The sequence below is a fragment of the Pannonibacter sp. Q-1 genome, assembly GCF_054073275.1.
The window spans coordinates 141,310-163,370 of record NZ_JBSXNB010000009.1 but is presented as its reverse complement, the minus strand read 5'-3'; the positions used below and the strand labels follow the sequence as shown (position 1 = coordinate 163,370).

Sequence of the window (22,061 nt, the reverse complement as noted above, 5' to 3'; positions counted from 1 at the left end):
CTTCCCCCCAGATGCCCAGTTATCCCTGATGCCCGCTCAGATCGCTTCGCCGGTCAGCAACCGGGGCGCAGGCCCGGCAAAACCTGCGGCCTCGCGGATGAACATGCCCTTGAGCTTCGGCAGCCGGTCCACCAGACCGAGGCCAAAGTCCCGGATGCCGCGCACCACATCAAGATCGTTGGAGAACAACCGGTTCAGCACGTCGGTGACGACGCCCATCTGGAACGTGTCGAACCGGCGCCAGCGCTGATAGCGCTCCAGCACGTCGAGCCCGCCGATATCCTGACCCAGACGCCGGGCCTCGACGATGACTTCCGCCAGCGCCGCCACGTCCTTGAAACCGAGATTGAGGCCCTGCCCGGCAATCGGGTGAATGCCATGGGCAGCATCGCCCGCAAGGGCAATGCGCGGGCGGACGAAATCGCGCGCCAGCGTCAGGCCCAGCGGATAGGCATGGCGCGGGCCGTCCAGCTCCAGCTTGCCGAGATGGTGGCCGAAGCGGCGCTCCAGCTCCAGTTCGAAGGTGAAATCATCGGCGCGCACCAACCGGTCCGCATCACCCGTGCGCTCCGTCCAGACCAGCGACGAGCGGTTGCCCGGCAGCGGCAGGATGGCGAATGGCCCGGCGGGGAGAAAATGCTCTTCCGCCCGGCCATTGTGCGGCCGCTCGTGCTTCACCGTGGTGACGATGCCCGACTGTCCATAGGACCAGTGCACCGTGCGGATGCCCGCCAGATCGCGCAGGCGCGAACGCACGCCGTCGGCTGCCACCAGCAGCTTGGCCTTGATGCGCCCGCCGCTCGCCAGCGCCACGCTGACATGATCGCCCGCCTGATGGAAATCGCGCGCCGTATCGGGCGCATGGAACCGCACGCCGAGCGCCAGCGCCGCCTTGTAAAGCGCCGGCAGCATGGCACCGTTCGGGATCATGTGCGCGAAAGGCTCGTCACCCTGGGCGCTGCCGGTCTCGCCCGCAAAGGTCAGGAACACCGGACGCACCGTGTCGCGCAGCTTGCTGTCGGTGACGATCATCTCGTTGATCGGCTGGGCGGTGGCGCGGATCTCATCCCAGATGCCAAGCTGGTCCAGCATGCGGCAAGCCGCCGCAGCGATGGCGGACGCGCGCGGATCCCTGGCAAGGCTGTCCATGGGCTTGGGATCGACGACGGCCACTTCCATCGACGGATCCGCCTGCTTGAGCGCCAGAGCGAGGGACAGGCCGGCGTATCCGCCGCCGGCGATCACCACATCGGCCGCACTCTCCTGAGCAGGACTGTCAGCGGCTTGGGACTCGCGCATCTTCATCTCCTTCATCGCCCGGCCGTTTCGCAAGCGCTGCGCAACAATTCCGGGCTGTCTTCCCTTTGGTCAGCATTGACACGGACCGGACACCGCGTCCAATCAGGCATTCACGGACGGTGCGCCACGGGTGCATCCCATGCACTCATTTAGCCCCATGCGCTCATTTAGCAAGGAATGCGGCAATGAACACGGCCATCAACTCACTTTTGTCCATTCTTGACCTCGAACAGCTGGAACACAACCTGTTCCGTGGCCGCAGCCCTCAGGCGGGCTGGCAACGGGTCTATGGCGGACAGGTGATCGGCCAGGCGCTCGTCGCCGCCTCGCGCACCGTGGTGGAAGAACGGCACATCCATTCCCTGCACGGCTATTTCCTGCGGCCCGGCGATCCGGCGGTGCCGATCATCTATGACGTGGACCGCATCCGCGACGGCGGCAGCTTCACCACGCGCCGCGTTGTGGCGATCCAGCACGGACAGGCGATCTTCTCCATGTCCGCCTCCTTCCAGACGCTGGAGGACGGGCTTGAGCATCAGATCGACATGCCGGACGTGCCGATGCCGGAAGATCTGCCGAGCGAGCAGGACCTGAAGGAGAAGTTTCTGAAGGTGGCGCCGGAAAACGTGCGCCGCTACTGGGAACGGGAACGCCCGATCGAACTGCGCCCTGTCGATCTCACCCACTATTTCAGCGAGAAGAAGCTGGCGCCGCAGCAATATGTCTGGGTCCGCGCCACCAGCCCCCTGCCGGACGAAACCCGCATCCACCAGTGCGTTCTGGCCTATGCCTCGGACATGACGCTGCTGGATACTTCGCTCTTTCCCCATGGCAAGTCGGTATTCAGCCCGCAGATCCAGGCCGCCAGCCTTGACCATTCCATGTGGTTCCACCGGCCGTTCCGGGCCGATGACTGGCTGCTCTACGCCACCGACGCCCCCTCCTCTTCCGGCGGGCGCGGCATGAACCGTGGCCTGCTCTATGACCGCAGCGGCCACCTCATCGCCTCAACCGCCCAGGAAGGCCTGATCCGGCTGAAACGCAGCTAAGGTGATTAGAACAGTGGCGTCTGCACAGCGCCACAGCTTGCAGAACAATGCAGAAAAAGAACGCATCTTTTCTGGCTTGCAAGGAGTGAAAGACGTTTCAATCCGGCCGCAGCGCCCCTCTCCCCCTTGAGGGGCTACTGCATACACATCGTGCTGGAAGACGAAGACAGATCAGGAAAGCCTGAAATCTGGCCGCTCTGGCACAGCGTTTCAGCCCCCCTCCCCCTTGTGGGGAGGGGTTAGGGGTGGGGGGAAAAGTCTCTCCGGCTGGCAGAATGTCCATTGATTGTGGGCAGATGCTCCTCATGATGCCTCATCAGGAAAAGATCCATTTTTCAAATCTTTGCAGGCTCAGAGCCCCCCACCCCTTACCCCTCCCCACCAGGGGGAGGGGGGCGGAGAGGCCCTGCCAAAGATCAGATGCATCAATGTGGGCAGTGTCCGGACCTGATGTGTGAAGCCAGTAGCTCAAGGGGGGAGAGGAGTTGAAGCCTCACTGACAGTCCCTGTAAACACTGCCCCCCACGAGCGGGAGGGGCCTGAAAGCGCCGTAACGGAGAGACCAGCCGCCGCCTTTTACCTTACCCCGGCTTGAAGCCGGAGATGGCGAGCGGGTTGTCCATCATGGCCTGAGCGTCCGGCGTGTCGCTGACCATGGCGCCGGTGAAGGCATCGAACAGACGGCGGACGAAGCCCTCGGCCAGATCATAGGTGATGAAGACCAGCCGCGTGCGCCGGTCGCCGTCCGGCCATCCGGCCAGCGTGACCGGCGGATGGAACACATGCTGCACCCCGTGAATGACCACGGGCCGGGCCGGATCTTCGGCGATCTGGATGATGCCCTTCACCCGCAAGAGCTTCGGCCCATGGGCGGAGCGCAGCAGATCGAGGAACATTTCCAGCGCCGAGGCAGGCACCGGGCGGTTCGCGGTCAGGGTGAAGGCACGGATCTTGTCATCGTGACGGTTCACATCGTGATGATGGTGCCCATGATCGTGGTGATGACCGTGGTGGTGATCATGCCCATGATGATGGCCATGGGCGTGATCATGTCCGTGATGGTGATGCCCGTGAGCTTCATAGGCCTCCGCATTCAGCCAGCGCGCCACATCAGGGATCTTGGTGGAGGGATCATAGAGCCCGGCATTGAACAGATGCGCGGCATCGGCCTCGCCCTTCTGCCCATTGAGAAGCTGCGCACCGGGATTGAGCGCCTTCAGCCGTTCGGTCAGGGCGCCAAGGGTTGCCGCTCCCGCATCGCCTTCAAGAAGATCGGTCTTGGTCAGCACCAGCCGGTCGGCCACGGCAGCCTGCCGGACAGCTTCCTGATGGGCATCGAGAGTCGCAGAACCGTTGACCGCATCCACCAGTGTCACAACGCTGTCCAGCCGGTAGCGCAGCATCAGATAGGGATGCAGCATCACCGTGTGCAGGATGGGCGCCGGGTCGGCAAGACCGGTCGTTTCGATAACCACCCGCGCCAGCCGCTCCATGCGGCCGTTATCCAGACGGCGCAGCAGGTCTTCCAGCGTGTTGATCAGATCCCCCCGGATGGTGCAGCACAGGCAGCCGGAGGAAAGCTCCAGAATGCCCTCGCTCGACTGGTCCACCAGAAGGTGGTCAAGCCCGACATCCCCGAACTCGTTGATGATGACCGCCGTATCCGCCATCGCCGGATCCTTGAGGATACGGTTCAGCAGCGTCGTCTTGCCCGCCCCCAGAAAGCCCGTGATGATGGACAGGGGAATGGGCGGCTTCGGGCCGCGCTGCGGCTGTGCAGCGCCATCCTGAGCTTCGGTCATCTTGAATATCCTTCGCGCAGCTCTGCGTCAGTTGCCGCTCTTGGCTCTGGGGACGGCAGAAGCCGGCACATTGCCGTTGAAGAGGGAGCCAAATGCCGGGGTGGTCTGGGCCGCACCCTGCGCCGCGCCTGGGACAATCACGGAAGGCCTGAGATCCAGCGGCTTCGACACCGGCAGACGGACGGAGGGCAGCTCAGCGGCCACCGTGGCGGCAGCCGCCGCCGCCGGGGCCATGGCCGCAGCAGCAGGGACAGAGCCCGGTGCGAGGCCCGTGCGCACGGTGATGGGCGCATAGGCCACCAGCTCGGTGCCGACCGTGCGGTCGAGGATCATGTTCCAGTCAACCTTGCCGGATTTGGACGAAAATTCGGCGCCCTCTTCTCCCGGTTCCGCATCCCCTGCCGGAACCGCAATGACGGGACGGCCCTCGCCCGTGGACTGGAACATCACCGCAGAACGTGTCTTGCCCGCAGCTTGGCGGATGTCGTAGCGGGCCAGAATCTGTTCCGGTCCGAGCTTCGGGTTGCGCTTGCAATAACCGTCTGCCGGAAGTCCTGCACCACTCGGCGGCAGGGTGGAGACATGCTGGCCGCGCCCGCCAAGGCGGAAACCGCGGTCGATCACCTCACGGGTAAAGGCCGTGCGCTCCAGCCCGGAGCCCGCGCCCAGCACGACGGCAATGACGGTGCGGCCGTTGCGCGTGGCGGAGGCAGCAACATTATAGCCCGAATTGCAGATGTAGCCGGTCTTCAGCCCGTCGGCGCCAGCCACACGCTGCAGGAACTCGCGGTTGGCGGAGCGCAGCGTCTGCTTGCCGAACTTCAGGCCCGGATGACGGTAGTATTTGTGGGCGTCGGGAAACTCGCGCTTCAGCGCCATTGCCAGGATCGCCAGATCCGCAGCGGAGGAAACCTGACGGTTGTCGGGAAGCCCATGCGGATTGACGAAATGGGTGCTGCGCATGCCGAGGCGGCGCGCTTCCGCATTCATCATCGCAATGAAATTCTCTTCGGTGCCGCCAACCGTCTCGCCAATCGCCACGGCCAGATCATTGGCCGACTTGACCATCAGCATGGTCAGCGCCGTTTCCAGCGTCAGCTGCGTGCCCACCTTGAAGCCCATCTTGCTGGGCGGCTGGGCGAGGGAATTGGCCGACTGGGTGACCGGACTGTCCAGCTGCAGCCGCCCCTCGCGCAGGGCGCGGAGCGTGACATAGGCGGTCATCATCTTGGTCAGCGACGCCGGATACCAGGGCCGGGTCGCCTCATGCTCTTCCAGCACGGTGCCCGTGGCTGCATCGATCACCAGATAGGGACCAATGTCCGCTTTGGCAGGAACGGCCAGCCCGCACAGGGACAGCCAGCCGGAAATGGCAGCAAGGCCCAGCAGGCGCTTGTCAATCAATCGCGAAAACACGACACCCTCGTCATCCGAATGCCCCGGATCAGCCCCGGAACGCAGCCCCCACTTCTCCATACCCGATCAAGGTTAAGGAATGCAAAGCCTCGACACGGGGATGTGAAAGGCCGTGAGCAAATAGATTGCATGCGTTCTGGGCATTTGCCTGATTTTTGCACATTTTGAGATCAAGTCCAAACATCACAGGCACGGGCGCACAAGGCGCAGGCACATGGCCCCGGCTTTGCTAGTGTCTCCCTTCGGGGCCGGAACCGGCTTCCGGGAGCACCCTTGCGCAAGACCGCGCTCCCGGCACAAGATCAGACAATGCCCCGAAGGGCGCGGGGATGGAGAACACGGTCAGCATGCGGGCGGAAACGGGCATCGAGGGCGGCGGAGCAGGCGGCGGGGGCAGCACCCGGCCCGTGATGCAGCGCGCCCGTGGCACGGCGCGCGTGTCCTTTGCCCTGCGTGATGGCCAGACCCGCCTGGATGGGCTTTATCAATCGGGCTCCGCCAAGATCCGCCTGCCGAAGGTTTACGACAGCGTGCCGCTGGCCGTGCTGCTGAACACGTCTGGCGGCATCACCGGAGGCGACCGTCTCAGCTACACCGGACACCTCGCCGCAGGAACCCGCGCCATCCTCATCTCGCAGACCGCCGAGCGCGCCTACCGCAGCTCCGGCGGCACGGGCGAAGTGCTGAACAGCCTGTCCGCAGAAGACGGCGCGCATCTGGAATGGCTGCCGCAGGAGCTGATCCTCTTCGAGGCCAGTGCCCTCTCCCGCAAGATGGATGTGCGGCTTGAAGGCTCGGCCCGCTTCACCGGCCTTGAGATGGTGGTGCTTGGCCGCAAGGCGATGGGCGAGAGCGTGAAGACCCTTTCCTTCCGCGACCAGTGGCGCATCTGGCGCAATGGGCGGCTCACCTTTGCCGACAATCTCGCCATCGGACCGGACACGCAGATGCTGGACGGCCTCGCCACCGCTGCAGGCGGCTGCGCCTTTGCCACCTTCATTGACAGCGGGCCGGACGCAGAAGGCGGCCTTGCCCGCGCGCGCCGCTGTCTGGAACAGATCACGCCCGAGGGCGGCCCCTTGCGCGGCGGTGTCAGCGCCTGGAACGGTCAGCTCGTGGCCCGTTTCGCCAGCGCGGACAGCCGCAGCCTGCGCGATGGTCTCATCACCTTTCTTGAAACCTGCCGGCAGGCCCCCCTGCCCCGCCTCTGGTCCTGCTGAGCAGACCAGGGCCACATAACGGAGGACCCACGTGAACCTGACCCCGCGCGAAAAGGACAAGCTGCTGATTTCCATGGCCGCCATGGTGGCCCGGCGGCGGCTGGAGCGAGGCGTGAAGCTGAACCATCCCGAAGCCATTGCGCTCATCAGCGATTTCGTCGTGGAAGGCGCCCGCGACGGCCGCACCGTGGCCGAGCTGATGGAAGCCGGCGCCCATGTTCTCACCCGCGACCAGGTGATGCCGGGTATTGCCGAAATGATCCATGACGTGCAGGTGGAAGCCACCTTCCCCGATGGCACCAAGCTCGTCACCGTCCACCAGCCGATCCGCTAAGGCAGCATGAACAGGCTTTTTCCGCACGGTGACGGAAGCACAGGGCTGCATGGCAACACCTTGCCATCACGCTTCAGGCCACAAGGAGATGAAACGATGATCCCTGGAGAGATTTTTCCCGCTGATGGCGAGATCGAGCTGAATGCCGGGGCGCCGGTGACCGAGCTGGAAGTCGCCAACACCGGCGACCGGCCCGTGCAGGTGGGCAGCCATTATCATTTTGCCGAAACCAATCCGGCGCTCGCCTTTGACCGGGAGGCGGCACGCGGCCAGCGGCTGGATATTCCCGCAGGTACCGCCGTGCGTTTCGAGCCGGGCCAGACCCGCAAGGTGCGGCTGGTGCCCTTCACCGGGGACCGCACCGTCTATGGTTTCAACCAGAAGGTTATGGGACCGCTCTGACAACCCGAGACGTTGCGCCTGTCCCTGACGTCCTGTTTTCACACGTGATTTTCGAGGTTCTCCCATGTCCTTCAAGATGCCCCGCGCCGCCTATGCGGACATGTTCGGCCCCACCACCGGCGACCGGCTGCGTCTGGCCGACACGGATCTGATCATCGAGGTGGAGAAGGACTTCACCATCTATGGCGAGGAAGTGAAGTTCGGCGGCGGCAAGGTGATCCGTGACGGCATGGGCCAGTCGCAGCATCCCCGCTCTGCCGGGGCGGTGGATACGGTGATCACCAATGTGCTGATCATCGACCACTGGGGCATCGTGAAAGCCGACGTGGGCCTGAAGGACGGGCGGATCTCCGGCATCGGCAAGGCCGGCAACCCGGATGTGCAGCCGGGCGTCACCATCATCGTCGGGCCGGGAACGGAAGTGATTGCTGGCGAAGGCCGCATCCTCACGGCCGGGGCTCTGGACGTTCACATCCACTACATCTGCCCGCAGCAGATCGACGAGGCGCTGATGTCCGGCGTCACCACCATGCTGGGCGGCGGCACGGGACCGGCGACAGGCACCAACGCCACCACCTGCACCCCCGGCCCCTGGCATCTGGCGCGGATGCTGCAGGCGGCCGACAGTTTCCCGATGAACCTTGCCTTCGCCGGCAAGGGCAATGCCTCGCTTCCGGCCGCTCTCGAGGAACAGATCCTGGCGGGCGCCTGCGCTCTCAAGCTGCACGAGGACTGGGGCACGACACCGGCGGCCATCGACACCTGCCTGTCCGTGGCGGACGAGTATGATGTGCAGGTGATGATCCACACGGACACGCTGAACGAAAGCGGCTTTGTCGAGAACACAAAGGCCGCCTTCAAGGGCCGCACCATCCATGCCTTCCACACGGAAGGCGCAGGGGGCGGCCATGCGCCGGACATCATCAAGGTGGTGGGCGAGGCGAATGTCATTCCCTCCTCCACCAACCCGACCCGGCCCTATACGAAGAACACCATCGACGAGCATCTCGACATGCTGATGGTGTGCCACCACCTCGATCCGTCGATCCCGGAAGACGTGGCCTTTGCCGAGAGCCGCATCCGCCGCGAGACCATCGCCGCCGAGGACATCCTGCACGACATGGGCGCCATGTCGATCATCTCCTCCGACAGCCAGGCCATGGGCCGCGTCGGCGAGATCCTGATCCGCACCTTCCAGACCGCGCACAAGATGCGGGTGCAGCGCGGCCGCCTGCCCGAGGAGACCGGCGAAAACGACAACATGCGCGTGAAGCGCTACATCGCCAAGGTGACGATCAACCCGGCCATCGCTCACGGGCTGGACGAGCATATCGGCTCGGTCGAGGTGGGCAAGCTGGCCGATCTCGTGCTCTGGTCGCCTGCCTTCTTCGGCGTGAAGCCCGACATGATCCTGAAGCTCGGTACGATTGCCGCAGCGCCCATGGGTGATCCCAATGCCTCGATCCCGACGCCGCAGCCGGTGCATTACCGCCCCATGTTCGGTGCCTTCGGCAAGGCGATGACGGCAAGCCGCGTCACCTTCGTCTCGAAGGCTGCGCATGACCATGGCATCAAGGACCGGCTTGAGCTGGACAGCCTTGTCCTGCCGGTGAAAAACACGCGTGGCGGCATTTCCAAGCGCTCGATGATCCACAACAGCGCCCTGCCCCATGTGGAGGTGCATCCGGAAACCTATGAAGTGCGGGCGGATGGCGAGCTGCTGACCTGCGAACCGGCCGAGGTTCTGCCCATGGCCCAGCGCTATTTCCTGTTCTAGGGTAGCGCCGACACCGGCTGAATTTGCCGGCGCACAGGGAAACACAGGGACATCATGTACAAGGTCATTGGCAGTCCGCGCAGCCGCGCAGTCCGAATCTACTGGATGCTGGAGGAACTGGGTCAACCTTACGACATCGTGCCGGCCGCACCGCACAGTCCGGAGGTTCTGGCCCTCAACCCGGGCGGCAAGATTCCCGTTCTGTTGGACGGCGACGCGGTGCTAACCGACAGCGTCGCCATCATCCAGTATCTCGCCGACAAGCACGGAGCATGCACGTTTGCGGCCGGAACCGTGAGTCGCGCCATCCAGGACAGCTTCACACAGTTCTGCGTCGACGAGATCGAAGGCGCGCTCTGGACGGCGGCCAAGCAAAATAAGATCTATGACAACTGCGCGCCGCAGATGGTGGAGATCAGCCGCAAGGAATTTGCCCGAGCACTGGGCACCCTGACCAAACGGCTGGGCGACAAGCCCTACGTGATGGGCGACGCTTTCACCGTGCCGGACCTCATCCTTGGCCACTGCGGCAGCTGGGGGGCTATGTTCAAGTTCCCTGTACCGAAAGACGGCCCGCTCTACGACTATTTCAGGCGGCTACGGGAACGACCGGCCTATCTCGCCATGGGTAAACGCATCTCGGAGACCCTCATATGAGCACACCCTTGCGCGCAGGTCTCGTCCGGCCGGCCGGGACATGGCCGGACTGGTCGCTGGACACCATCACCCTGGGCGGCGAAGACCGGCACCGGCGCCGGGCGCTGCTGACAACGGATGGCGGCACCAGTTTCCTGCTGGACCTTCCCGAGGCCGTCTGGCTGCGCCATGGCGACGGGCTGCAGCTGGAGGATGGCCGGATCATCAAGGTTCAGGCGGCGCCGGAGGCTGTGACCGACATCACCGCGCCGTCACCGGCCGCGTTGATGCGGATCGCCTGGCATCTGGGCAACCGCCACCTGCCGACACAGCTGATGGACGGGACCTTGCGCATCCTGCATGACCATGTGATCGAGGACATGGTGGTCCGCCTTGGCGGCACCCTCACCCACGCGATGGCGCCCTTCGACCCGGAAGGCGGCGCCTATGGCCAGGGCCGCACGCACGGGCATGATCATGGGCACGGCCATGGGCATGGCGGGCACTCCCATGACGGGCATGGGCATTCGCACAGCCACAGCCACACGCACAGTCATTCTCATGCGCACTCACACAGTCATGCTCACGGGCATTCTCACGAGCATGACCACTCGCATTCCCATGAGCATGATCATTCTTCCGGCGGCGGGCATGGCCATTGAGCACTGAGGTTCGCCCTGATTCATGTGAAACACCCCTGCTGATGCCGGGGCTGGCAGAGCTTTACCGGCTGCAGGCCTTCTTCTCGCCGGCCTTTCCGGTGGGGGCCTTCACCTACAGCCACGGGCTGGAGCAGGTGATCGAGGATGGCGAAGTGAAGGATGCCGCAAGCCTGCGCCTCTGGCTTGGTGACATTCTGCGTCATGGTTCCGGCCGGACGGATGGCATCCTGCTGGCGGAGAGCTGGCGCGCCGCCATGGCAGGCGATGCGGCTCACCTGCGCGAACTGGCCGCCCTCGGCCTTGCCCTCTGCCCCTCACGCGAGCGGTATGTCGAGACAAGCGCGCAAGGCACCGCCTTTCTGGCAACGGTCCGCAATGCCTGGGACCACGGCCAGCCGGACGCTGCCCCAGCCGCAACCCTGTTCCGGAACCTGGCACAGGACGGTGCAACGGCGGAGCCATGGCCCTATCCGGTTGCCGCCGGGCTCGCGCTCGCCGCATCCGGCGTGCCGCTGGACGCGGGCCTTGCCGCCTATCTCCATGCCTTTGCCGCCAACATCATTTCCGCCGCGGTGCGTGCCGTGCCCCTTGGCCAAACTGATGGCCAGCGGGTGCTGGCGGGGCTGATGCCTCAGGTTCTTGAGACAGCGCAGACCGCCGCCGCCAGCGGGATCGAGGGGCTTGGCAGTTGCACCTTCATCGCGGACATTGCGTCCATGCGTCACGAAACCCAGTACACAAGGCTGTTCCGCACATGACCTCTCCCAACGGACCCTTGCGCGTCGGCATCGGCGGCCCTGTCGGCGCCGGCAAGACAACGATCACCGGCCAGCTCTGCAAGGCCCTGCGCGAGCGCTATTCCATCGCCGTCATCACCAACGACATCTACACCAGCGAGGATGCCGAGGCGCTGATGCGGGCGCAGGCGCTGCCGAGCGAGCGGATCCGCGGCGTCGAGACCGGCGGCTGCCCGCATACGGCCATCCGCGAGGATGCCTCGATCAACCTTGCCGCCGTGCAGGATCTCAACCGCGCCTTCCCCGATCTCGACCTGATCCTGATCGAGTCCGGCGGTGACAATCTGGCCGCCACCTTTTCGCCGGAACTGGCCGACCTGACGCTCTACGTGATCGATGTGGCCGCCGGTGAGGACATTCCCCGCAAGGGCGGGCCGGGCATCACCCGCTCGGACCTGCTCATCATCAACAAGACCGAGCTGGCGCCTCATGTGGAGGTGAGCCTTGAGGTGCTGGAGCGCGATGCCGCCCGCATGCGCAAGACGCGGCCCTTCGTCTTTGCCAATGCCAAGACCGGCAAGGGCATGACCGAGGTGGCGGAATTCATCATCCGCGCCGGCGGATTGCCGCAAGCCTGATATCAGCCCCGGCTGGCGCGGGATCAGGTCTCGCGCCAGAAATCCGGGCTGAACACCAGCAGCCCGCCGATGAGTTCCAGCCGGCCCAGGATCATCTGGAAGCCGAGCAGCCATTTGGCACTGTCGGGCAGCTGGCTGAAGGTTCCGGCCGGGCCGATCAGCGGCCCGATGCCGGGGCCCACATTTGCCTGCGCCGTGATCGAAGCGCTGATGGCGGTTTCAAGGTCGAGGCCGATCATGGCGTAAATGACCGCGAAGACACCGAATGTGCCCGCATAGAGAATGGAAAAGACGAAGACGCCTTCCATGACGCTGGGACTGACCGGCGCACCGGAAAACCGCGGCTCGATGATGCGGTGCGGATGCACCGCGCGTTTCAGCAGGGCGCGGATCGAGCTGAGCAGGATCTGGATGCGGAAGATCTTGAACCCGCCCGAGGTGGAGCCGGAGCAGCCGCCGACAAAGGTCAGCAGGAAGAACAGCACGATGGCGAAATTGCCCCACAGCAGATAGTCGGTGCTGGCATAGCCCGTGGTGGTGACCACAGAGACGACGTTGAACATGGCATGGGTGAAAAGCGCAAAGGGCTCAGCGTCGACCCGGTCGCGGACCGCGACAAAGAGGACAAAGCTCACCACCAGGATCAGCAGAAGAAAGAAGCGCACCTGCTGGGGATGGGGCGACTCGCGCCGTTCGGCAAGCTTGATCAGATAGAGAAACGGCAGGCTCGACAGGGTCATGAAGACAATGGCGATCCAGAGAATTGCCAGACTGTCGAATTGGGCGATGGAACTGTCAGACGTCGAAAACCCGCCCGTGGCCACGGTTGTCAGCGCATGGTTCAGCGCATTGAAGGCCGACATGCCGGCAAGATAATAGAGCAGCCCGCAAAAGACGGTCAGCAGAAGATAGAGTGACAGCAGCCGGAGAATGAAGGGCTCGATCCGGCCATAGGGCTTGCTGGTCTTTTCCGATGATTCGATGGCGAAGAGCTGTGAGCCACCAACCCTGAGACCCGGCAGCAGCCAGATGCCGATCACGACGATGCCGATGCCGCCGATCCATTGCAACAGGCCGCGCCAGAGCAGGATGCCGGGCGGCATGTTGTCAAGGCCGGTGATGACCGTGGAACCTGTCGTCGTCAGGCCTGAGGCTGCTTCAAAGAACGCCTCTGCCATGGTCAGGCCGATGCCGCTGGCATAGAGCGGGATTGCCCCGGCGAAACTGAAGGCAAGCCAGGCGGCATTGACGAAAATGAAGGTTTCGCGCGGCCGGAACTTGAATTCCTGCCGGTCCAGCGCCGCCGAAATCAATGCGCCGATGCACACCAAAATGGTGGCCGAGGTCGCAAAGACGATCCAGTCCGGATTGCCTTCGATCAGATCGGCAATCGCGGGCAGGATCATGAACAGGGCAACGATGATCAGCAGTCGGCCAATCGGCAGGATTACAGCGCGAAAATCCATCGTGTCTCTTTCGCCGGCCGTCATCACGGACCATGACAGGCCCCGATGACTGGCCGGACAGGCCAGCGGACCGGCAGGGGAAGCTGTGCCCTTCCCCGTGCCTGACGCGCATGTTCCCTGTTCCGGCGGCGATTTCAAGCCTTGCCCGCCGCAAGACCTGTGCGGAGACCGGTGTGCGGGCCGGCGAGCCCCCTGCCTCAGCCGTTGAACACGGCGGCAATCTTGTTGCCGGAGGGATCGCGCAGATAGGCTGCATACCAGTCAGGCCCGTAATGCGGCCGCGGACCGGCAGCCCCCTCATCCACGCCCCCATGCGCCATGGCAGCGGCATAAAAGGCATCGACTTCCTGCGGCGAGGCAGCGGGAAAAGCGGCCATCGTGCCATTGCCGGCCGAAGCCGGTTCACCGTTGAAGGGCTCGCAGATCCACACGGTGACCCCTTCGCCCTTGCCATCCTTCGAATATCCCTGCCAGCCGGGAAATTGCGCATGGGAGGCCCAGCCAACCGTTGCCAGCACCGCATCATAAAAGGCAACGGACGCCGCCAGATCACGCGTGCCGAGAGTGATGTAGAAATTCATGATCGCCTCCATTTGAAACCCTCCGGACCTTACGCCTCAAATAGGAACAAATAAAGAACATTTAGTCCAGGGCGCGCGGAAATTCGCGCCGGTGCCCGGCTTTCCTTGACTCGCTTGCCGTTTCCGCTGTATGTCCGGCGCACTTCACGAAAGTGACGCCAGACATGATCAGCCGACCGGGACCCGCAAAGGTATAAAGAGCGCCCGGAGGTCAACACCCGGCAGCGCGATGCGCCCCCGGGTGTCAAACTGCTTTGTGCAAGGTTTCCTTGGCTCAAGGCTGGAGATCGGAACGGCGGCATCTTAGATGGAGGGGCACCGGCACAAACGCCGGGGGCCGGACCGCAACACGAAAGGACGAGCGCCATGTTTGAAAGTCTGTCGGAGCGCCTCAGTGGCATTCTCGACAAGCTCACCGGCCGTGGTGCGCTGTCGGAGGCCGATGTCAACGAGGCCATGCGTGAGGTCCGCCGCGCGCTGATCGAGGCCGACGTTGCCCTTCCCGTGGTCCGCTCCTTCACCGACAAGGTGCGCAGCCGTGCCGTCGGCGCCGATGTGGTCAAGTCGATCACCCCGGGCCAGATGGTCATCAAGATCGTCCACGACCAGCTCGTGGAAATGCTCGGCTCCGACGCCGATCCGATCGACATCAACGCCCCCGCCCCTGTCGCCATCATGATGGTCGGCCTGCAGGGCTCGGGCAAGACGACGACCACCGCCAAGATCGCCCGCCGCCTGACCCAGCGCGACAAGCGCAAGGTGCTGATGGCCTCGCTCGACACCCGCCGCCCGGCGGCGCAGGAGCAGCTGAAGGTTCTTGGCGAGCAGAACAGCGTCGACACGCTGCCGATCGTTGCTGGTCAAGGACCGGTCGAGATCGCCCGCCGCGCCATTCAGGCCGCGCGCCTCGGCGGCTATGACGTGGTCATGCTCGACACCGCCGGCCGCATTCATATCGATGAATCGCTGATGATGGAGATGGCCGAGGTCAAGGCCGCCGCCAATCCGCATGAAATCCTGCTGGTCGCCGACTCCCTCACCGGTCAGGATGCGGTGAACCTTGCCACCAGCTTTGACGAGCGCGTCGGCATCACCGGCATCGTGCTGACCCGTATGGACGGCGACGGCCGCGGCGGTGCCGCCCTGTCCATGCGCGCCGTCACCGGCAAGCCCGTAAAGCTGATCGGTACGGGCGAAAAGTCCGACGCGCTGGAGGATTTCCATCCCCGCCGCATCGCCGACCGCATTCTCGGCATGGGCGACATTGTCTCGCTGGTTGAGAAGGCTGCCGAAGCCATCGACGCGGAAAAGGCCGCGAAGATGGCGGCCAAGCTCCAGAAGGGCAATTTCGATCTGGAAGATCTGGCCGACCAGCTGAAGCAGATGGAAAAGCTTGGCGGCATGTCCGGCATGATGAGCATGCTGCCGGGCATTTCGAAGTTCAAGAAGCAGATGGATGCGGCGAATATCGACGAGCGCATGTTCAAGCGCCAGATCGCCATCATCCAGTCCATGACCCCGGTGGAGCGGCGCAAGCCCGACATCCTGAAGGCCAGCCGCAAGAAGCGCATCGCTTCCGGATCCGGCGTGGATGTGGCCGAGGTCAACAAGCTGCTGAAAATGCACCGCCAGATGGCCGACGTCATGAAAATGATGGGCAAGAACAAGGGCATGCTCGGCAAGATGATGGGCGCACTCGGCGGCAGCATGGCCGGCGGCATGCCCAACATCGATCCGAAGCAGCTCGAAGAACTGGCCAAGAGCGGCAAGATCCCTGGCGCCGGTGACCTGCTGAAGGGCCTGCCCGATGGCGGCGCAGGCGGCATGCCGGGCGGACTGCCTCCCGGCATGGGCGGCCTCGGCGGCCTGCCGAAGCTTCCGGGCCTGGGTGGTCTCGGCGGCATGGGCGGTTTCCCCGGCCTTGGAGGAAAGGGCAAGAAGCGATGACCGATCAGAACAAGACCGCCGCCGCCGCCCTGCTCGGCGAAAGCCCCGCCATGACCGAGCTGCGCGCCCTGCGCGCCTCGATCGACAATATCGATGCCGCGCTGATCCACATGCTGGCCGAGCGCTTCAAGTGCACCCAGAAGGTGGGCCACCTCAAGGCCACTCATGCGCTGCCGGCCGCTGATCCGGCGCGCGAACAGATTCAGATCGAGCGGCTGCGGCGCCTTGCTGCCGATGCCAACCTCGATCCTGACTTTGCCGAGAAATTCCTGGCGTTCATCGTCAAGGAAGTCATCCGGCATCACGAAGCCATTGCCGCCTCGAACGGCAACTGAACAACTGGAGAAACTCAAATGGCTACGAAAATCCGTCTCGCCCGTGGTGGCGCCAAGAAGCGTCCTTACTACCGCATAGTCGTTGCTGACGTCCGCGCTCCGCGTGACGGCCGCTTCATCGAGAAGGTCGGCTCTTACAACCCGATGGTTGCCAAGGATTCCGCAGAGCGCGTCGTTCTCGACATCGACCGCGTCAAGCACTGGCTCGCCAACGGCGCAACGCCGACCGACCGCGTCGCCCGCTTCCTGGACGAAGCCGGTCTCATGAAGCGCGAAGCCCGCAGCAACCCGAAGAAGGCCGAGATGGGCAAGAAGGCTGCCGAGAAGGCCGCCGCTGCCAAGAAGAAGGCCGAAGAAGCAGCCGCTGCTGCAGCTGAAGCTTCCGAGTAATGCAGACTGCGGGCAGCGCCATGCGTGACATCAGCCTTGGGACACAGGAAGCCCGGCAATGACGAAAGCTCCTGAAAACAAGGTCCTGATGGCCGTCATTGGCGCTGCCCACGGCATTCGCGGGGAAGTGCGGGTCAAGCCCTTTGGCGATGACCCGCTCTCCTTCACGGATTATGGCGTCCTGGAAACCGCCGACGGCTCACGCCGCTTCACCGTTTCCAAAGCCCGCGTGCAGAAAACCGTCGTCGTCACCAAATTCAAGGAGATCGGCGACCGCAACGCGGCCGAAGCCCTCAACGGGCTGGAACTCTACATCCCGCGCGACCGTCTCCCCGAGACGGAAGAAGACGAGTTCTACCATTCGGACCTGATCGGCATGGATGCCGTGGATGCGGACGGAAACCCCGTCGGCAAGGTGGTCATGGTTCAGAATTTCGGCGCCGGTGACCTTCTGGAACTGCGCCCCGCCAGAGGCCGTTCGTTCTACATTCCCTTCACACGGGATTTCGTGCCCGAAGTCAGCATGGCCGATCGCCGTGTCGTCACCGCCATTCCGGACGGTTACCTGTCCGAGACACCGCGCGATGACGGGGATGATGACAACCGGATGGGCTGAAGCTCTCCGAAGTCTGCCGTTTCACCCGTCTGCCCTTCTGCGTCAATCTTCCGGCTTTCCATGCGCCACAGGGCGATGGCGGCAACGACCAGCACCACGCCGGTCCCATTGGCCACCGCGTCCAGCAGCGATGCATCGCGGCCGGGAATGAACATCTGCACCCATTCGCCAGTGAAGCCCAGCGCCAGCGATGAGATTGCCGAAATCCGCAGCCGGCAGCAGAAGAAGGCGTGGATCGAAAGCGTCAGCAAGCCGAAGAATCCGACATGCAGCATCTTGTCATAAGGGTGCTGCAGGCCATGATTGAAGATCACCCCGGTCAGCAGGCCGAACAGGCACAAGGCCGCCAGAGGCAGCACGCGGCTGAGCGAAATGTCGATGTAGTCCCGGTCCACATAATAGGCGATGACATGCGGCAGGGCGAAACGGATGCGGGGCAAGGGTCAACTCCGGTCTTGAGAGCCCCAGTCTCAGGCGGCAGGTGTTAAGGCCGGCTTGCCCGCCGGCACAAACCTGCGGGCATGGTTGATGACCCCTTCCCGGATGCAAACAATTTGATCTTTTTCCGGCCATGACAGCCCGGCTGCCCCTGCCTATGCACCGCAAGATCCGTTTGCGTTGCAAAGCCGGGCGTTTCATCGCATAGCAGCCGGAGGAATTGCGCCCCGCAGAACAGGAAACCGCGATGAGCTTTGCCGCGACCGTGCTGACCCTTTACCCGGAGATGTTTCCCGGCCCCCTCGGCGCCAGCCTGTCGGGACGGGCGCTGAAGGAGGGCACCTGGTCGCTGGAAGCCCGGCAGATCCGCGATCACGCCACGGACAAGCACCGCTCCGTCGATGACACGCCGGCCGGCGGCGGGGCCGGCATGGTGCTGCGGGCGGACATTCTGGCCGCAGCCATCGACGCCGCCACCCTGCCCGGCGACACCCGCCCGCGCCTGCTGATGAGCCCGCGCGGCAAGCCGCTGACGCAAGACAGGGTGCGGGAGCTGGCAGGCGGTCCGGGCGCCATCATCATCTGCGGCCGGTTCGAGGGTATTGATCAGCGGGTGATCGACGCGCGCCAGCTCGAGGAAGTGTCCATCGGCGACTACATCCTCTCCGGCGGCGAAATTGCCGCCATCACCGTGCTGGATGCCATCGTCCGGCTTTTGCCGGGCGTAATGGGCAATCAGGAGAGCGGCGAAACCGAAAGTTTCGAAACGGGACTTCTGGAGCATCCGCACTACACAAGGCCGGCCGAATTCGAAGGCATGACCATTCCTGAAGTGCTTACCTCCGGCAATCACCGCAAGATCAACGAATGGCGCAAGGCGGAGGCCGAGCGGCTGACGCGGGAGCGGCGGCCCGATCTCTGGGCAGCCCATCAGGCGAAGGACTGACGCAGCTTTTCGGCCGGTTTTTCCAGATTCCGCATGACAAGGCGGCGGTCTTCCTGTAAGGAGCCAGCCGTTGTGGCCGGTTCTGTGCGCCGCGCATTGCTTTTGCGCGATCCTGCGGACAGCCGGGTATCTCCAACATGGCCCGAAGACGGTGAACCCGTCCTTTCCACTTCACGTGGGCTGGACGCTCTGGCGGTCTTTGAAAACTGACAAGGGAAATATGCCATGAACCTGATCGAACAGCTGAACGCGGAAGAAAAGGCAAAGGTTGAAGCCGTCCGCAAGCTCCCCGAATTTTCTCCGGGCGACACCATCAAGGTCAACGTCAAGGTGACCGAAGGCAACCGCACCCGTACCCAGGCTTACGAAGGTGTCTGCATCGCCCGTTCCGGCGGCAGCATCAACGAGAGCTTCACCGTGCGCAAGATCTCCTATGGTGAAGGCGTGGAGCGCGTGTTCCCGGCCTGCTCGCCGATGATCGAGAGCGTTGAAGTCGTCCGCCGCGGCAAGGTCCGCCGCGCCAAGCTCTACTACCTGCGCGACCGCCGCGGCAAGTCGGCCCGTATCGTCGAGGCCACCAACGTCCGCGCCAAGCGCCTCAACGAAGAAGCCCGCGCTGAAGTCGTTGCTGCCAAGGCCGCTGCTGCTGCCGAGAAGGCTGCCGCCGCCGAGGCCGCTGCTGCTGCAGCCGCTGCTGCCGCTGCTTCCGCCGAATAAGAACGGCGCTGCATCGCAGATTTTCGAAAGGCGGTCTTCGGGCCGCCTTTCTTTTTGCCAGCTTGCAAGCCCCGCGGCGCGGCGCCACTTGAACAAAGCTCAAGAGTGGCGGACTGCGAAGCATATTGACCCCCATGATGCTTCGGGGCATTGAAGAGGCAAGACCGGAACAGGCTGGAAACGGCCAATCCGTGCAAGGGACAAGGGGCAGAACCGCCACGGCGGAGGATCAAGGCCCCGCCCGGTTTCAGGAGACACCCCGATGACCAAGCCGAGAACGCTCTACGACAAGATCTGGGATGACCATGTGGTCGACACCCAGGAAGACGGCACCTGCCTGCTCTACATCGACCGCCACCTCGTCCACGAAGTGACGAGCCCGCAGGCGTTCGAAGGCCTGCGCATGACGGGCCGCAAGGTGCGCCGTCCGGAGAAGACGCTGGCCGTCGTCGATCACAACGTGCCGACGACCGACCGCAGCCAGGGCATCGACGATCCGGAATCCGCACTTCAGGTGCAGACGCTGGCCGACAACGCGGCTGAATTCGGCATCGAATATTACAGCGAGCTGGATCACCGCCAGGGCGTCGTTCACATCGTCGGCCCCGAACAGGGCTTCACCCTGCCCGGCATGACCATCGTCTGCGGCGACAGCCACACCTCCACCCACGGCGCTTTCGGCGCGCTGGCCCACGGCATCGGCACTTCCGAAGTGGAACACGTTCTGGCCACCCAGACGCTGATCCAGAAGAAGGCCAAGAACATGCTCGTCCAGGTGGACGGCAAGCTGCCGGAAGGCGTCACCGCCAAGGACATCATTCTCGCCATCATCGGCGAGATCGGCACCGCCGGCGGCACCGGCTATGTCATGGAATATGCGGGCGAAGCCATCCGCTCGCTGTCCATGGAAGGCCGCATGACCATCTGCAACATGTCGATCGAAGGCGGCGCCCGTGCCGGCCTGATCGCGCCGGATGAAACGACCTTTGCCTATATACAGGGCCGTCCGAAGTCTCCGAAGGGCGAAGCGCTGGAGCGTGCGATTTCCTACTGGAAGACGCTGCACACCGACGAAGGCGCGCATTTCGACAAGGTGGTGAAGCTGGACGCTGCCAACCTGCCGCCCATCGTCACCTGGGGCTCCTCCCCCGAAGACGTGATCTCCGTGACCGGCGTGGTGCCGAACCCGGACGACATCGCCGACGAGAACACCCGCAAGTCCAAGTGGCGCGCGCTGGAATACATGGGCCTGACCCCGGGCACGAAGATGACCGACATTCCGGTCGATGTCGTCTTCATCGGCTCATGCACCAACGGCCGCATCGAGGATCTGCGCGCAGCCGCAGCCATGATCGGCAGCGGCAAGGTGAAGGACGGCGTCAAGGCTATGGTCGTTCCGGGCTCCGGCCTCGTGAAGGAACAGGCGGAAGCCGAAGGCCTCGACAAGGTGTTCAAGGCAGCTGGCTTCGAGTGGCGTGAACCGGGTTGCTCCATGTGCCTTGCCATGAACGCCGACAAGCTGCAGCCGGGCGAGCGCTGCGCCTCGACTTCGAACCGCAACTTCGAAGGCCGTCAGGGCTTCAAGGGCCGCACCCATCTGGTCTCCCCGGCCATGGCCGCAGCGGCAGCCATTGCGGGCCATTTCGTCGACATCCGCGAGTGGCAGAAGCCCTGATTCGCTTCACCTGGAAACATGTGGACGGGCGCCCTCTGCGGCGCCCGTTTCTTTTTGGCCCAAATCCTTTCCCGGCTTTACCCTTGACCCGCGAAGCCTTTTTGATTTCAGAGAGTTGATGGTCAGATGGAGCGCAGTAGGGCAGCTTCTCCATCTTCGGCACTGCGGCGCTTTTACAGGCTTCACAAGAGTGTCACACCGGCACTACTATATGTCTCGCATGTAGAGGTAGAACCCGGCATCGGGTCTGCGGTGCCGGTACCTTGAGAGACAAGGAGCCGAAGGTGACGATAGCCGTACCATCGGGCGCCCATCCGGCCTTGGTGCTGAATGCGGACTACAGGCCCTTAAGTTATTACCCCCTGTCGCTGTGGTCGTGGCAGGACACCATCAAGGCTGTGTTCCTCGACCGGGTGAACATCGTGTCGGAATACGAGACCACGGTTCGAAGTCCGAGTTTCGAGTTCCGATTACCCAGCGTGGTTTCCCTCAAGACCTTCGTCAAACCGTCGCGCCACCCGGCCTTCACCCGTTTCAACGTTTTCCTGCGCGACAGATTCCAGTGTCAGTATTGCGGCTCCCGCGAGGATCTGACCTTCGATCACCTGATCCCGCGCTGCCGCGGCGGCCAGACCACCTGGGAAAACGTGATCACCGCCTGCTCACCCTGCAATCTGCGCAAGTCGAACAAGTCCTGCGAACAACTGGACATGTGGCCGATGCACATGCCGTTCCGGCCCTCCATCCAGGACCTGCACAACAACGGCCGCGGCTTTCCGCCAAACTATCTGCACGAAAGCTGGCTCGACTTCCTGTACTGGGATACGGAGCTGGAACCGTAAACAGATAATAACCGTCCCTGCGCAAACTGCTTAAACACTCATAAACCAAGGTTCGATTTTCGATCCGAATTGACTATAATTTTAGTGTTGCGCAATGGATTCCGATGAATATGAACTCCAGAAAACCTTTGGAGTT

23 protein-coding genes are annotated in these 22,061 nt (G+C 63.6%); 17 read left to right on the top strand and 6 right to left on the bottom strand.

Annotation, left to right across the window (positions count from 1 at the left end; all coding sequences use genetic code 11):
* Positions 1–36 precede the first annotated feature (36 nt).
* Complete coding sequence (locus tag ACVNHC_RS21865; protein ID WP_457169453.1) at positions 37–1,299, bottom strand: ubiquinone biosynthesis hydroxylase; 1,263 nt, start codon at positions 1,297–1,299, stop codon at positions 37–39.
* A 185-nt stretch (positions 1,300–1,484) separates the two neighbouring features.
* Between ACVNHC_RS21865 and tesB the strand changes: the two genes are divergently transcribed.
* The gene (tesB, locus tag ACVNHC_RS21860) at positions 1,485–2,348 is read left to right on the top strand and encodes an acyl-CoA thioesterase II (protein ID WP_094462540.1); all 864 of its coding nucleotides are present in this window, start codon (positions 1,485–1,487) and stop codon (positions 2,346–2,348) included.
* 581 nt (positions 2,349–2,929) lie between these two features.
* On the opposite strand, the gene ACVNHC_RS21855 is transcribed toward tesB, so the two are convergent.
* Positions 2,930–4,150, bottom strand: coding sequence for a CobW family GTP-binding protein (locus ACVNHC_RS21855; RefSeq protein ID WP_457169451.1), 1,221 nt, complete (start codon positions 4,148–4,150; stop codon positions 2,930–2,932).
* Between the two features lie 27 nt (positions 4,151–4,177).
* On the bottom strand, positions 4,178–5,566 hold the full coding sequence (locus ACVNHC_RS21850; RefSeq protein WP_457169449.1) for a D-alanyl-D-alanine carboxypeptidase family protein: 1,389 nt from the start codon (positions 5,564–5,566) through the stop codon (positions 4,178–4,180).
* Between the two features lie 329 nt (positions 5,567–5,895).
* Between ACVNHC_RS21850 and ACVNHC_RS21845 the strand changes: the two genes are divergently transcribed.
* From ACVNHC_RS21845 to ureG, 8 genes are all read left to right on the top strand, one after another.
* Positions 5,896–6,786: an urease accessory protein UreD gene (locus tag ACVNHC_RS21845; RefSeq protein WP_457169447.1), complete on the top strand. Its 891-nt coding sequence runs from the start codon at positions 5,896–5,898 to the stop codon at positions 6,784–6,786.
* Positions 6,787–6,817: 31 nt separating this feature from the next.
* Positions 6,818–7,120, top strand: coding sequence for an urease subunit gamma (locus ACVNHC_RS21840; RefSeq protein WP_019964339.1), 303 nt, complete (start codon positions 6,818–6,820; stop codon positions 7,118–7,120).
* A gap of 96 nt (positions 7,121–7,216) precedes the next feature.
* A complete protein-coding gene (locus ACVNHC_RS21835; RefSeq protein WP_050474055.1) occupies positions 7,217–7,522 on the top strand; it encodes an urease subunit beta in 306 nt (101 codons plus the stop codon).
* Between the two features lie 64 nt (positions 7,523–7,586).
* Complete coding sequence (gene ureC, locus ACVNHC_RS21830) at positions 7,587–9,299, top strand: urease subunit alpha (protein WP_050474054.1); 1,713 nt, start codon at positions 7,587–7,589, stop codon at positions 9,297–9,299.
* Positions 9,300–9,353: 54 nt separating this feature from the next.
* Positions 9,354–9,956, top strand: a complete 603-nt coding sequence (locus ACVNHC_RS21825) for a glutathione S-transferase family protein (RefSeq protein ID WP_058898440.1) — start codon at positions 9,354–9,356, stop codon at positions 9,954–9,956.
* Complete coding sequence (locus ACVNHC_RS21820) at positions 9,953–10,597, top strand: urease accessory protein UreE (RefSeq protein ID WP_457169444.1); 645 nt, start codon at positions 9,953–9,955, stop codon at positions 10,595–10,597. The genes ACVNHC_RS21825 and ACVNHC_RS21820 overlap by 4 nt, the downstream gene beginning before the upstream one ends.
* 41 nt (positions 10,598–10,638) lie before the next feature.
* Positions 10,639–11,355 (top strand): urease accessory protein UreF, encoded by a 717-nt coding sequence (locus ACVNHC_RS21815; RefSeq protein WP_457169442.1) that lies wholly within the window; start codon positions 10,639–10,641, stop codon positions 11,353–11,355.
* Positions 11,352–11,972 (top strand): urease accessory protein UreG, encoded by a 621-nt coding sequence (gene ureG, locus ACVNHC_RS21810; protein WP_050474051.1) that lies wholly within the window; start codon positions 11,352–11,354, stop codon positions 11,970–11,972. Before ACVNHC_RS21815 ends, ureG begins: the two co-directional genes overlap by 4 nt.
* Positions 11,973–11,995: 23 nt before the next feature.
* Here the strand turns inward: ureG and ACVNHC_RS21805 are convergent, their stop codons facing one another.
* Together ACVNHC_RS21805 and ACVNHC_RS21800 are read right to left on the bottom strand one after the other, a co-directional pair.
* The gene (locus ACVNHC_RS21805; RefSeq protein WP_050474050.1) at positions 11,996–13,438 is read right to left on the bottom strand and encodes a TrkH family potassium uptake protein; all 1,443 of its coding nucleotides are present in this window, start codon (positions 13,436–13,438) and stop codon (positions 11,996–11,998) included.
* A 197-nt stretch (positions 13,439–13,635) separates the two neighbouring features.
* Positions 13,636–14,019 (bottom strand): VOC family protein, encoded by a 384-nt coding sequence (locus ACVNHC_RS21800; protein WP_050474141.1) that lies wholly within the window; start codon positions 14,017–14,019, stop codon positions 13,636–13,638.
* A 366-nt stretch (positions 14,020–14,385) separates the two neighbouring features.
* On the opposite strand from ACVNHC_RS21800, the gene ffh reads away from it, so the two are divergent.
* From ffh to rimM, 4 genes are read left to right on the top strand one after another with little or no spacing between them, the layout of a single operon-like run.
* A complete protein-coding gene (gene ffh / locus ACVNHC_RS21795; protein WP_457169439.1) occupies positions 14,386–15,966 on the top strand; it encodes a signal recognition particle protein in 1,581 nt (526 codons plus the stop codon).
* Positions 15,963–16,301 carry a chorismate mutase gene (locus tag ACVNHC_RS21790; RefSeq protein WP_050474048.1) on the top strand — a complete coding sequence of 113 codons (339 nt, stop codon included), beginning with the start codon at positions 15,963–15,965 and terminating at the stop codon, positions 16,299–16,301. The genes ffh and ACVNHC_RS21790 overlap by 4 nt, the downstream gene beginning before the upstream one ends.
* Positions 16,302–16,319: 18 nt before the next feature.
* Positions 16,320–16,691 (top strand): 30S ribosomal protein S16, encoded by a 372-nt coding sequence (rpsP, locus tag ACVNHC_RS21785; protein ID WP_457169437.1) that lies wholly within the window; start codon positions 16,320–16,322, stop codon positions 16,689–16,691.
* 58 nt (positions 16,692–16,749) lie between these two features.
* A complete protein-coding gene (gene rimM, locus ACVNHC_RS21780) occupies positions 16,750–17,307 on the top strand; it encodes a ribosome maturation factor RimM (RefSeq protein WP_050474046.1) in 558 nt (185 codons plus the stop codon).
* Here the strand turns inward: rimM and ACVNHC_RS21775 are convergent.
* Positions 17,253–17,747 (bottom strand): VanZ family protein, encoded by a 495-nt coding sequence (locus ACVNHC_RS21775; RefSeq protein ID WP_050474045.1) that lies wholly within the window; start codon positions 17,745–17,747, stop codon positions 17,253–17,255. The two genes, rimM and ACVNHC_RS21775, sit on opposite strands and share 55 nt — an antisense overlap.
* Positions 17,748–17,992: 245 nt before the next feature.
* On the opposite strand from ACVNHC_RS21775, the gene trmD reads away from it, so the two are divergent.
* The 4 genes from trmD to ACVNHC_RS21755 all read left to right on the top strand — a co-directional run bounded on the left by trmD (position 17,993) and on the right by ACVNHC_RS21755 (position 21,925).
* Positions 17,993–18,691, top strand: coding sequence for a tRNA (guanosine(37)-N1)-methyltransferase TrmD (trmD, locus tag ACVNHC_RS21770; RefSeq protein ID WP_457169435.1), 699 nt, complete (start codon positions 17,993–17,995; stop codon positions 18,689–18,691).
* A gap of 225 nt (positions 18,692–18,916) precedes the next feature.
* Positions 18,917–19,408, top strand: a complete 492-nt coding sequence (gene rplS / locus ACVNHC_RS21765) for a 50S ribosomal protein L19 (protein ID WP_094462549.1) — start codon at positions 18,917–18,919, stop codon at positions 19,406–19,408.
* Positions 19,409–19,670: 262 nt separating this feature from the next.
* Entirely contained in the window at positions 19,671–21,083 is a 1,413-nt protein-coding gene (gene leuC, locus ACVNHC_RS21760; RefSeq protein WP_186391389.1) for a 3-isopropylmalate dehydratase large subunit, read from the top strand.
* Between the two features lie 284 nt (positions 21,084–21,367).
* On the top strand, positions 21,368–21,925 hold the full coding sequence (locus tag ACVNHC_RS21755; protein ID WP_050474041.1) for an HNH endonuclease: 558 nt from the start codon (positions 21,368–21,370) through the stop codon (positions 21,923–21,925).
* Positions 21,926–22,061: the final 136 nt, after the last annotated feature.